This window comes from Kiloniella sp., from assembly GCF_048259265.1.
In the GTDB taxonomy this organism is placed as follows: domain Bacteria; phylum Pseudomonadota; class Alphaproteobacteria; order Kiloniellales; family Kiloniellaceae; genus Kiloniella.
In genome coordinates this window covers 1-12,411 of sequence record NZ_JBLXHT010000013.1, presented here as the reverse complement: position 1 = coordinate 12,411, position 12,411 = coordinate 1, and the positions used below count along the sequence as shown (strand labels likewise).

The following is a 12,411-nucleotide window of genomic DNA, read 5'->3' as shown; positions in this document are numbered from 1 at the left end:
GACCCGAACATTTATACCAACCTCAGATTAAAAATAAATACCCCTTAAATATCAACTAGATAAAATCAAAATCAAACTTGGCACCCTCCTTGCTAAACAAGGGGTGAGCAATTGAAAAACAATTGCTTCCTTTAACAAGAAAAATAATTGGAGGAAACAGAGTATGAGGCTTCATTTTTCAAAAGTGCTATCAGGTGTGACACTTGCAGCAGGTATCGCACTGTCACCATTCGCTGTAATGGCGAGCGACGGCACCCTTACGATCGTTACATCCTTTCCATCGGACCTTACAAAAGTTTTTAAAACAGCGTTCGAGCAAGAAAACCCCGGCGTTAAATTAGAAATCTTAAAGAAAAAGACCACAGCCGGCATCAAGTATATTCAAGAGACACAGGCAAAAAACCAAACTGATTTGTTTTGGGCTTCAGCACCTGATGCTTTTGAAGTTTTAAAAGACGATGGACTTTTACAGAAGTATGAAAGCTCCGTCACAGGCATTCCAGACAAAGTAGGGGCTTTCCCTATTAATGATCCAGATGGTTATTACAAAGGTTTTGCGGCTGCCGGATATGGTATCATGTGGAACACTCGTTATATCCAAGCCAAAAAGCTGCCAGCCCCAGAGGAATGGGGTGATCTTCGCAAACCCATTTATCATGGCCATGTCGGGATGTCTGCCCCGTCACGTTCAGGGACAACTCACCTAACAGTCGAAACTTTACTTCAAGGTGAAGGTTGGAACCAGGGTTGGGGTCTGATGAAGGAAATGGCCGGGAATTTCAAAACCGTTACGGAACGTAGTTTTGGTGTACCTGATGGCGTTAACAGTGGTAATTTCGGTGTTGGTATTGTCATCGATTTCTTTGGTTTATCATCAAAAGGATCAGGCTTCCCTGTCGATTTTAGATATCCATCTATGACAACGCTGGTTCCTGCTAATATTGGTATTGTCAAGAACGCGCCTAACGCCGAAGCCGCAGGCAAGTTCATTGATTTTCTTTTGAGTTCATCAGGACAAGAACTTCTTTTAGACCCCAAAATCAGACGCCTTCCGGTCAACCCTGCGACCTATGCAAAAGCACCAGAAAATTTCCCTAATCCTTTTAAAGACAGCTCTATCGGCGCAGCGGTCAAATTTGATCTAGCTAAATCTAAAGATCGCTACAATTTGGTAAATTCATTATTTGATGTAATGATTACTTACCGTCTGGACGATCTTCGCGAAGCAACTAAAGCGATTCAAGAAGCTGAGATTGTTTTGGCGAAGGCACCAAACGCAGAAGCGCAAAAACTGGTGGATGAAGCCCGTGCGCTTGTCGCAGCGTTACCAATAGATGAAGCAAAATCGATGGATGCCGACTTTGCATCAATTTTCAAAAAGAAACGCAAAAAAGCCACTGATAAAGTAACAGGCCGTCAGGCAGAAGTTGAACAAGAGTGGGATGCCTTTGCCGTAGCAAACTATGCAAAGGCAATTGAGTTGGCGGAAGAAGCTCTTTCTAAACTCTAAGAACTAAAACGTCTCCCTGTCTGGCACGGGTGTTCCATCTAATTGTGAAAACACCCGTGCCCCTTTTTGTTCTCGAGCTTTCCTATCCAGGAGAATTTTATGTCTACGGTAACTTGGGCCCGTGCTACAGCTATGCGTGGCCAATGGGGCCCCGGAATTGTGGCTGCATTTATTGGCCTCTTTCTGCTAACCTTTCTTGGTGTTCCTGTTGCAAAGGTGATTTTCGTTGCCTTCCAAGACCCAAGCACAGGGTCTTTTACCCTCGTTAACTTTATGGATTTCTTTAATACCTCTTTATTTCAGGAATCCTTCTTTAACTCTTTTTACGTGGCTTCCGTTTCAGTTGTCGTTGCGACCTGCATCGCACTACCTCTATCCTACTTTACAACCAGATTTAATTTTGGTGGCACAGCCCTGATACAAACACTGGGTATTGTTCCTCTGATCATGCCACCATTTGTTGGCGCAGTTGCTATGCAACTTTTGTTCGGAGGAAATGGTAGTGTTAATCTGCTGTTAGAAGAAAATTTCGGATTTACCATTCCTTTTATGGAGGGATTAAATGGCGTTATTTTTGTCCAATCGATCCATTATTTTCCCTTTATTCTAATCAACCTGTCAGCAAGCCTGTCAAACATTGACCGTTCAATGGAAGAAGCTGCGCTGTCCCTTGGTTCATCAGGCATGCGGCTTTTTCGCAGGATTGTGTTTCCACTAGGCATGCCCGGCTATATCGCAGGCGCATCATTGGTTTTCCTCAAGGTGTTTGACGATCTTGGCACACCATTACTGTTAAATGTAAATAACATGCTCGCACCACAGGCCTACCTCCGAATTTCCTCGGTTGGTATTTCTGACCCGATGGGATATGTGATTTCGGTCATACTGGTTGTGTTCTCCCTCTTCTCACTTTGGGTTTCCTTTCTTGCAATGAAAGGTAAAGATTACGCAACAACCCAAAAGGGCGGCGGTGGCTTGATGAAACGCGACCTGCGACCTCTTGAAAAAGCAGGGTGTTATGCTGTTATTCTTTTCATTCTAGGCATTGTACTCTCACCGCATATTGGTCTGTTATTGCTTTCGTTTGGCACAATCTGGTCGTTCAGTGTTCTTCCAGATGCCTATACTTTCAGCCACTACGTAGAAGTCTTTAATTCTGCGGGTCAATACATCAATAATACCTTGCTGTACGCAGGTATCGCCGGCCTCGTCGATGTGATATTTGGAACAGCTATTGCCTATGTTGTTTGGCGGACCGGGATTGCCGGAAGAAAGGCGTTGGACTTTCTGGCAATGTCTGCACTGGCGGTGCCTGGTGTTGTTCTTGGTATTGGTTATCTTCGTACTTTTTACGAAGTCGACGTCCCATTGACAGATACATCCTTGGCTAATTTTTGGCTAATAATTGTCATCGCTCTTGCTGTTCGCAGACTTCCTTATGCGCTACGTGCATGTGTCGCGGCTCTTCAACAGGTTTCGGTCTCTCTGGAAGAAGCAGCAGAGAATTTGGGTGCTACCAAATGGAGTACGGTGCGACGTGTTGTTATCCCTCTTATGGGGGGCGGTATTCTTGCAGGATTTGTAACGAGCTTTGCAACAGCTGCCGTTGAACTCTCTGCGACAATTATGTTGGTCTCAAGTGAATCAGATGCCCCCCTTGCTTATGGCATCTACGTATTCATGCAATCCGCTGCTGGCCGTGGTCCCGGTGCTGCGCTTGGTATTCTTGCTGTACTGATTGTTGCGTTGGGGACATATGCATCCCATCGCATTATCGAGCGGACCAAACGCGAACACGCCATTTCCCCAGATAAATAAACAGCCTGCTTAATCGGGCAAAAGATATGTATGAAGGACAAAATAAATGTCTTTAAAGGAAACAAAATCCGTTGGGATTAAAATTGAAAATGTTGGTCTCAGTTTTGGGGATGTTAACGTTCTCAAAGACATCAACCTAGACATTAACCCCGGAGAGTTTTTTGCTTTTTTAGGACCTTCTGGGTCCGGAAAATCAACACTTCTACGTGCTATAGCTGGATTTGGTCCAACGCCAGAAGGTCGTATTTTGATCGGCGGTGATAACATAACAACACTGCCGCCCTGGAAGCGAAATGTTGGCATGGTTTTCCAAAGCTACGCTCTTTGGCCGCACATGTCCGTTCGCAAAAATATTGCCTTTGGACTAGAAGAAAGAAAAGTTCCTAAGACAGAAATCGATGGACGTGTCGAAGAAGCACTTGATCTTGTGGATTTAAAACACCTGGCAGACCGGCGCCCTTCCCAGCTTTCAGGAGGACAACAGCAACGTATTGCCTTGGCAAGAACAATCGTAGTGGAACCACGTATTTTACTCTTGGATGAGCCCCTATCAAATCTTGATGCAAATCTTCGCGTTCAAATGCGTCGAGACATCTTGACGCTTCAACGCAAACTAGGGTTAACCACCATATTTGTTACACACGATCAGGAAGAAGCAAATACGACGTCAGATAGAATTGCTGTACTGAACGATGGGATCATTCAACAGGTAGGAACACCTCAAGAGTTATATGACAACCCACACAACCGTTTTGTAGCTTCTTTCCTCGGAACCGCAAATATTCTTGATGGTAAGTGTAAGATTGAAAACGGAACCCCCATTTTCATAAGCAACAATAACTTTGAGTTCCCCCTAACAACCGAGATCACAGGGGATGCAAGTATCGTTTTTCGGCCACAGAGTGTGAGGCTTTACAGCACTGACACAGCACCTAAAAATGGTGAGGTCATCGTAAAAGGTTTCGTCTCCGAGCGTGAATTTTTGGGAGGTATTGTTCGCTATAATGTGAATGTCTCTGGTCACGATTTACTGGTCGACGAAGTTCACCAACGTGGTAAGGATCACTATGTAGAAGGCGCAGCAGTCGAGTTAGCGATACCCGTTAATGACCCAGTTGTCGTTCGGGGCTGATCTTATGAGCGACAATATATCTACGAACTCATTACGTCAGGAGGATGGGGCCACACCCCATCCGATGACGACACCCAAAGCCCGTTCGACAAAAATAATTTCAACATTGGGTCCTGCTAGTCATAATCGATCCAAAATCTATGCCCTTTTAGAGGCTGGGGTCGATGTCTTTCGCCTCAACTTTAGTCACGGCACTCATAATGATCACAGAAAAACAATTTCTCTAATCCGTGAGATTGAGGCTGAAATAGGACGGCCAATCTCCCTGTTAGCTGACCTACAGGGCCCCAAATTACGTATCGGTAAGGTTCGCGAAAATGTCGTATTGAGAACAGGAACAAGCTTTGATCTTATTCCTGGTGAAATTGTTGGTACTGAAAAACAAGTCACCTTGCCTCACCCTGAAATTTATACGTCAGTAAAACCCGGCAGCAGGTTGTTATTGGACGATGGGCGCTTGTCTTTAAAAGTTACGGGTGCATCGAGCCGCCAAATATCGACAACGGTCGAAGTCGGTGGAAAACTCAGTAGCTGCAAAGGTGTAAATGTACCGGATGTTCCCCTGTCCATAGGATCCATAACAGTAAAAGACAAAGCCGACCTTGAATTTGCACTAGCGCAAGACATCAAAATTATTGCCTTAAGCTTCGTACAAACAGCCGTAGATATTCAAGTACTAAGAACTTTAGCTAAAGTTCCAATATCTGTTATCTCAAAATTAGAGAAACCTTCCGCACTTGATCACTTGGAAACGATTGTCGCAGCATCTGATGCCGTGATGGTTGCAAGGGGGGATCTGGGTGTAGAGCTAAGCCCCGATCAGGTTCCCATAGCCCAAAGAAAGATTATCGCCACCTGCCGAAAGATTGGTAAGCCCGTAATTGTGGCTACTCAAATGTTAGAATCAATGATTTCAGCACCGACCCCAACCAGAGCAGAAGCATCAGATGTTGCAAATTCAGTTTATGCCCGTGTCGATGCTGTCATGTTAAGTGCTGAAACTGCAACGGGTCGTTACCCTACAGAAGCAGTCACCGTTATGAATAATATCATTAGATGCGTAGAAGATGATATTCATAACCACGGCGTGCCATCAAAAAGCCTTATGTTTGATACGCAGGAAAATCATGTTCCTTTTGCAATAGGACGCGCAGTAAAAGAACTGAGTGAATCACTCAATTGCGCGACAATTGCTACCTTTACCACCAGTGGTTTAACGGCTACTTCCATGTCACGGGGGCGTCCTGATGCAAAAATACTTGGGCTGACTGCAAACCATGATACAGCCCGTTTTTTGAATTTGGTATGGGGCGTTCACCCCCTAACGACACCAGATGCATCTAATTTTTCAGATATGGTAACAATTGTAAAAGATACCCTTCTAGAAAGAGACTTAGTTCAGCTTGGCGAAATGGTTATCGTCACGGCCGGGGTTCCATTTGGGACACCAGGAGGCACTAATCTCATCCGGGTAGAGACCCTTTAATTTCCAAATATAAAACATTTTCTGGAATGAATTAGCATCTTGTGGAGTTCGTTATGTGGAGTTTAAAAAAGCTAATTTTCTTAATCGCAGCCATACCCCTTCTTGTATTAGCAACAAAAACAGGAGAACAGGTTTTAAATGAACGACAAAAAGTTAATGATGTTACATCTATTGTTACACTAGCAGAATTGGCAAAAGGTGCAGGACAACTTGTACATGAACTCCAAAAGGAACGATCAGCTAGTCTGGTTTACATTTCAAGTTTAGGTGCTGCTTTTGAAAATGAACTCCCAAATTTTCATACCGTTACGAATCAACAGCAAATTAAATTTAAAGAATTAGTTAGCCAGACAAGTCCCAATTTAAACGACCAGGAACTTAACAAACAATTTGATATCGCTCAGGAATTATTTGTTCAGTTATCTGGTTTAAGGAACAAGACTATTGCTTTTGAAGCAGACGCACCAACTATCGATCAGCATTACTCTCGTTTAATACGAAGCTTAACCACTGTTGTTGAAAAAATGGTTCTCCTTAATAATAATGCCGAATTAGCCGTTGCACTCTTTTCATACAAGAACCTTATAGCCGCGAAAGAACGCGCCAGCCAGGCACAACCCCTGGCATTTACGCTATATAGCTCCAGTTTTTCTTATGATGGAGCGTTACATCGTCAATTTGTAAGCCATATGTCAGCAGAGACTGTTCAATTAAAAAATTTCCAGACTTTTAATTCCTACTCAACCGTTAAAGACGCCTTTTCTGATCTAATCGCCAATCAACAGACTGAAGCTTTCCGGCTAATGCAAAATACGCTGTTGGAAATTTTTGTTACCGAAGACAATATGGGTATTACCCCCCAATCTTGGTATAGCACTGCCTCTCTCTACCTTGATAAATTAAATGGTCTTGAGGCCACGTTTAGTGAAAACATTCTCTCTCGTGCTAATGAGATAAAAGAAGAAGTTACCTACAACCTATACCTTCTTGTCGGGATCGGTGTCAGTATTTTCTTTATGGTTTGTATGTTCACATTTGTAATTTACCGTGCAATCACAAAACCAATCCAAAACCTCACCAGTGTTATGGAAGAAATGAAGGACGGTAATGACGAACAAGAAATCCCCCACACTCACAGAACAGATGAATTAGGTGGGATGGCAAGGGCACTAGAAGTATTCAAAGAAAATAACCGGGAACGACAATCCCTAGAAAAAGACAAAGCAAAGTCAGAGCGAGAAGCTGAAACTAAACGTCGTAAAGACATGATTAAATTAGCCGAGCAGCTCCGTACCGATATTCTATCCGCTGCTGGTAATATTATTAATACAGTAGAAACACTTCACAGCGCCGCAAATATTATGAATTCTGCGGCCCAGAAGACCAGTCAGCTGGGCCAAACGGCTTCTGTACACATGCAAGAAGCTTCAACCAGAATTAGTGGCATGTCCAACTCTACAAATAAACTGAGTACTGCAGTAGATGAAATTTCTGTACAGGCAAGCAAAGCGGCTGCAATTTCGAAGAGTGCTGTAGATGAAGTCAATATTGTTCAAAACAATATGCTGATGCTGTCCGAAGTCTGTAAAAAAATCGAGATTGTTTTTAGTCTGGTTGACGGAGTTGCAGATCAGACAAGATTGTTGGCTTTGAACGCAACGATAGAAGCATCACGAGCAGGAGAGCACGGTAGTGGTTTTGCTATTGTAGCTGGCGAAGTTAAAGCGCTTGCAGCAAAAACAAGAGAAGCAACAGCTGAGATTGAAACAGAACTTTGTGAAATGAGAAACCAAGCAGAAGAAGCCTCTCGTTCAGTACATCGAATTGGCCAAACAATTGATCAAATACAAGAATTTTCAACATTGCTATCAAGTACTGTTACAGAACAATCCGATTCAACCCGAGGCATTGCCGCCGGAACAGACCAAGTTTCGAGTACGATTAGAGAAATTATGTCTAATATGTCAACTGTCTCGCAACAGGCTACAGCCACAAACCAATCTTCTGACACCGTTCTTGTCTCCGTAAGCTCCTTAAAACAAGATTGCCTGTCATTACAAACAGAATTGGATAATTTTATTGAGAGAATAGCCTCATAGTGACTTCGAAATACCCACACACAGAAACCCGGAAGCTCGAATGAGTTACCGGGTTTCTATTGGTTGCGGAGTATCCAATCACCAAAATTTTCTCCGTATTTACTAACCAAAACTTTCAGATTGAGAATTCTTTCAAATGGCTGCAACCACAATAATTTCAACCGTGTAATCTGGTGTAGCAAGCTTTGATTCATCGCACGCGCGTGTCGGTGAATTTCCTTTATCCACTTAGGTATCCCATACTTTATTCATTTCCTGAAAATCATCCATGGACGAAAGCCAGGTTGTTGCTGTAATATTTGGTCTTGTCCGATCCCGCTCTTTCGAAAAGGCTTTCTATTTAGGCATCCACGTATTCAACGGGTAGAAATGTGGTTTGCAATTGAAGATCTTGGAGCTTCTAGAGCTGGCTCTATCACTAAAATAGTATGAATTTTGGTTTTAATGATTCCAGTAGCTAAATCGGTTTTTACGACGATGGATGTCATCCACACGGTTCTATGGTTTTCAGAATAGCCGACAAAATGAGTTGAGATAACTTCTCCCGAAGGATTACAGAATTACAGATCGTTTATAGAAAGATTAACTAATTCAATACAAAAGAGATTAGGTTAACACATTAATTGCTTTTCCAAACTCCTCCCTTTCCCCTCTCCGCATCACACTACAATTTATTGTTCTTCAGTATTAAAGACCTCTTGATAGAGCGTTTCGTACTTCCTGGCTTCATCATCAGACAGCAATTCAAATTCTTTTTGACGCGCACGTATTGAAAATTTTCCGTCATTTTGCTTCAGGAAATTAAACATCAAGTCGATGGTCGAAGCTGTCATATCTTCGATTACCTCAACACGCGATTTAAAATGATCATAGCGTTCAAGAAACATTGCCTCTTCTGGAAGATCTTCTTCAATAGTTTTTTGAACGCACTCAAACAAAAATTCTGCATGTAGGGTTGCGTCAAAATAACGGTAAAAATCTCCGGTATCATTCAGAACTTCAACATTCATCTTTTCTGTAGGTCGCCATTCAACAAGCGGCAAAACCCGAGAAGAATAGCTTTCAAGAACGCGGCGATAATCATTAATCCGTTCCAGAATGGCAAAGGATACGGGGAACACGATCCCTGTCGGATTAAATTGTCGCGCTGTTAAAATATGGTGAATTAGATAACGATGAAGCCTGCCATTTCCATCTTCGAACGGATGAATATAAATAAACCCAAAAGCTAAAATTGCAGCAGCTATTACTGGGTCAGTTTCGCCTGCATAACCGCTATCGAAATCAATCATTCCTTGAACAAGATCAGGTAAGTCCTCATGCCGAGCACTGATATGATCTGGCAAAGGCATGCGCGTGCCTTGTTCATGCTCCCCTACAAATCCACCTTCATTCCTAAAGCCAAGTTTGATAAACCGCGTTTTACCGAGAACAATACGCTGCAATCGCAAAAACTCCTCTTGATCCAGAGGATGCTTGCCCGCCTCACCTATCGTCTTACCCCATCGTTGAATGCGATCATGTGGGGGGGATTCTCCTTCGATGGCATAGCTGGATTTTGAGTCTTTTAGAAGGAGGAATGCTGCGGTGCGTGCCAAAATGCCTGCTGAAATATTCCCAATAACATTACGGGCTTGTTCATCAAGTTTGGCACCTACAAATTGTTCTAGCTTTTCAGTGCGGCGAACCAGAGGACAAAATTTACGAGAGCCTGGCAGGTTATTTCTAACCCTGTGTCGTTTAGAAGTCTCACCTCTCACGCCCCATTGTAATTTATTATCTACAATATCTGCGTAAGTACCCGTTTTGGCATCGTTCAATGCCAGTGGCTGTTCTAGAAGCCACTCATATAGAAACCAAACACGGCGCATATAGGCACTTGTTGGCTTGGCGGCAATAATGACTTCTAAATCGGATGGATCTAGAGCTTCGAAAAGGCGCTTTAAAATTGCCAAATCGAGCCCTTCATATTTAAGGGCAAAAATAAGGTGCCCTTCAAGCGTCGCGTTCGGTTCGTGACGCGGCGTATAAATGCTCCATCCGTCTTCTTCATAAACTTTATGCCGAGTACCGATAGCACAGAGCGTCAAAGGCAATGGAACTTTCAGATCATACGCTTCAATCAACGCGGCATAACCAACCGGCAGCGCAGGCTCTGGCAGCCTGCTTTCCTGAAAAACACTTACTTGATCTGAAAATTGCTTATTATTCATCATTTCCATGAAATTCTATTTTGTTTTTATAAATTCAAACTTCAGTTTTGCATGAAAAACGATTACAAAAAATGAATTTATATGCATTTATATAGTTATTGATGAATTATAGTATAAATATATAGAGTTTCTTGAAAAATTCTTCACAGAACCATTAAACCTTGACTGTTAACACACTGTTTATGGCGTTGTCATGTCTGGATGGCACCCCTTAGCAAGGTGAACTATTTAATTTGATATATTTCAGTCGACGTTGAACAAATGCCGGCCTTGAACCCTCTAGTACTTTTACAATAGCCGCATTATGGATCCGCCCCTATTATATACCCCTATTATATAAACGAGCTGAAGGGACAAAATAATGCAACGAGTAAAGATACAATCAAGCGACAGGTCGGCTGTACTCACAAAAGCTGTAATTCGCGTCGGTGATCAACTCGGTCTTAAGCAAAAAGAAATTTCCGATATTCTTGGTCTTTCTGAAGCGACTATTTCTCGCATGAAAAAGGGCGAATACTTTCTATCAGAAGAAAAGAAAGACTTTGAGATCGCAGCTCTATTGATTCGGTTGGTTACAAGTTTGGATGCGATTGTCGGAGGAGATCCTAAAGCTACAACGAGCTGGATTAGAAGCCATAATGCCTATTTAAATCAGGTCCCTCTTGAATTAATGAAAACAATAACAGGCTTGATGGATGTCATTAATTACCTGGACTTCAGAAGAGCTCAAGCCTGACGAAGTATGAAGGGTCGTTGAAGCACAGCATGTCGTCTCTACAATAAAGCTGGTTGATGACTTGGAGGAACAACAACTTCTTGAGCAAATTCAGGAAGACGTAAAGCCGGTTTTACAGCCTGAGTTGAAGGACTTTCATTATCTTCTTGCCTTAAAGCTTTCACGTTCTAACTAACCTAATATGAATTAGTTCCGACTTAATCTGACACCACCCTCTTTTCACCAGAGTGAATTAAGGGTGGTGCATCTCTTGAAAGAGAGTGTGGTTATCCGTTTTGATGGTGGTGCGAACCAAACTATCAAAGAAGGAAACCACAATGTTGAATACTACAGATAAGATCATCAAACACAAAGCAGGGCTGCTTAACCTGGCCGAGGAACTGGGTAACGTTTCTAAAGCCTGTCAGGTGATGGGTTATTCGCGAGATACATTTTATCGCTACAAGTCAGCCGTTGATGAAGGCGGTGTAACCGCTTTACTTGAGCGCACTCGACGCAAGCCGAATATAGCCAATCGAGTGGATGAGACAACGGAACAGGCAGTAAGGGATTTTGCTCTTGAATTCCCTGCTTATGGTCAAGCACGAACCTCCAATGAATTACGCAAGCAGGGTGTATTTGTCTCACCTTCGGGCGTGCGTTCGATCTGGTTGCGTCATAATTTGGCCAACTTTAAGAACCGATTGAAAGCACTGGAAGCCAAAGTTGCAGAAGAAGGTATTATTCTCACAGAGACCCAGGTACAGGCGCTTGAGAGGAAGAAACACGATGATGAGGCCTGTGGGGAAATAGAAACCGTACACCCTGGCTATTTGGGGTCTCAAGACACTTTCTATGTCGGCACACTCAAAGGTGTGGGGCGCGTATATCAACAGACATATATTGATACCTATTGTAAAGTGGCTCATGCCAAGCTCTACACCACCAAAACACCCATTACAGCTGCTGACTTACTCAATGATCAAGTGTTACCCTTTATGGAAGAGCATGAACTTCCTGTACTCCGTATTCTGACGGATAGAGGCACGGAATATTCTGGTCGACCTGACAAGCATGATTACCAGCTATTCCTCGCTATTAATGATATTGATCACACTAAAACTAAAGTCAAACATCCGCAGACCAATGGCATCTGCGAACGCTTTCACAAGACAATTCTGCAGGAATTTTACCAGATTACATTCCGCAAGAAGGTTTATCAGTCCATAGAAGAGTTGCAAACTGATCTCGACCAATGGCTCCATCACTACAATACTCAACGTACGCATCAGGGAAAAATGTGTTGCGGAAGAACACCCTTCGAGACAATGATCGAGGGTAAAAAAATCTGGAAGGAAAAATTCGTGAATTGAATTTGACCTGACAGATACCACCACAAAACGGCTAACTGTCAGATCAAGTCGCGACTACTACACAT

The 12,411-nt window shown here is 42.9% G+C and carries 8 protein-coding genes; 7 read left to right on the top strand and 1 reads right to left on the bottom strand.

Features of this window, described 5'->3' with window-relative positions:
* The first annotated feature begins 163 nt into the window (after window positions 1–163).
* From ACN0QW_RS17170 to ACN0QW_RS17150, 5 genes are all read left to right on the top strand, one after another.
* Window positions 164–1,510 (top strand): ABC transporter substrate-binding protein, encoded by a 1,347-nt coding sequence (locus ACN0QW_RS17170; protein WP_417433171.1) that lies wholly within the window; start codon window positions 164–166, stop codon window positions 1,508–1,510.
* A gap of 99 nt (window positions 1,511–1,609) precedes the next feature.
* On the top strand, window positions 1,610–3,328 hold the full coding sequence (locus ACN0QW_RS17165; protein WP_417433170.1) for an ABC transporter permease: 1,719 nt from the start codon (window positions 1,610–1,612) through the stop codon (window positions 3,326–3,328).
* Between the two features lie 46 nt (window positions 3,329–3,374).
* Entirely contained in the window at window positions 3,375–4,460 is a 1,086-nt protein-coding gene (locus tag ACN0QW_RS17160; RefSeq protein ID WP_417433168.1) for an ABC transporter ATP-binding protein, read from the top strand.
* Window positions 4,461–4,464: 4 nt separating this feature from the next.
* The gene (pyk, locus tag ACN0QW_RS17155; protein ID WP_417433166.1) at window positions 4,465–5,946 is read left to right on the top strand and encodes a pyruvate kinase; all 1,482 of its coding nucleotides are present in this window, start codon (window positions 4,465–4,467) and stop codon (window positions 5,944–5,946) included.
* A 53-nt stretch (window positions 5,947–5,999) separates the two neighbouring features.
* Window positions 6,000–8,045 (top strand): methyl-accepting chemotaxis protein, encoded by a 2,046-nt coding sequence (locus tag ACN0QW_RS17150; RefSeq protein WP_417433164.1) that lies wholly within the window; start codon window positions 6,000–6,002, stop codon window positions 8,043–8,045.
* Window positions 8,046–8,716: 671 nt separating this feature from the next.
* On the opposite strand, the gene ACN0QW_RS17145 is transcribed toward ACN0QW_RS17150, so the two are convergent.
* Window positions 8,717–10,261 carry a Fic family protein gene (locus ACN0QW_RS17145; protein ID WP_417433162.1) on the bottom strand — a complete coding sequence of 515 codons (1,545 nt, stop codon included), beginning with the start codon at window positions 10,259–10,261 and terminating at the stop codon, window positions 8,717–8,719.
* Between the two features lie 358 nt (window positions 10,262–10,619).
* Here ACN0QW_RS17145 and ACN0QW_RS17140 point away from each other — a divergent pair, with 358 nt between their 5' ends.
* Both ACN0QW_RS17140 and ACN0QW_RS17135 read left to right on the top strand, forming a co-directional pair.
* Window positions 10,620–10,994, top strand: coding sequence for an MbcA/ParS/Xre antitoxin family protein (locus tag ACN0QW_RS17140; protein ID WP_417433160.1), 375 nt, complete (start codon window positions 10,620–10,622; stop codon window positions 10,992–10,994).
* A gap of 317 nt (window positions 10,995–11,311) precedes the next feature.
* Entirely contained in the window at window positions 11,312–12,346 is a 1,035-nt protein-coding gene (locus ACN0QW_RS17135; RefSeq protein ID WP_417433158.1) for an IS481 family transposase, read from the top strand.
* Window positions 12,347–12,411: the final 65 nt, after the last annotated feature.

Coding starts and splice junctions, on each gene's coding strand:
- ACN0QW_RS17170 (WP_417433171.1), top strand. CDS start 164: ATGAGGCTTCATTTTTCAAAAGTGCTATCAGGTGTGACACTTGCAGCA.
- ACN0QW_RS17165 (WP_417433170.1), top strand. CDS start 1,610: ATGTCTACGGTAACTTGGGCCCGTGCTACAGCTATGCGTGGCCAATGG.
- ACN0QW_RS17160 (WP_417433168.1), top strand. CDS start 3,375: ATGTCTTTAAAGGAAACAAAATCCGTTGGGATTAAAATTGAAAATGTT.
- pyk (WP_417433166.1), top strand. CDS start 4,465: ATGAGCGACAATATATCTACGAACTCATTACGTCAGGAGGATGGGGCC.
- ACN0QW_RS17150 (WP_417433164.1), top strand. CDS start 6,000: ATGTGGAGTTTAAAAAAGCTAATTTTCTTAATCGCAGCCATACCCCTT.
- ACN0QW_RS17145 (WP_417433162.1), bottom strand. CDS start 10,261: ATGATGAATAATAAGCAATTTTCAGATCAAGTAAGTGTTTTTCAGGAA.
- ACN0QW_RS17140 (WP_417433160.1), top strand. CDS start 10,620: ATGCAACGAGTAAAGATACAATCAAGCGACAGGTCGGCTGTACTCACA.
- ACN0QW_RS17135 (WP_417433158.1), top strand. CDS start 11,312: ATGTTGAATACTACAGATAAGATCATCAAACACAAAGCAGGGCTGCTT.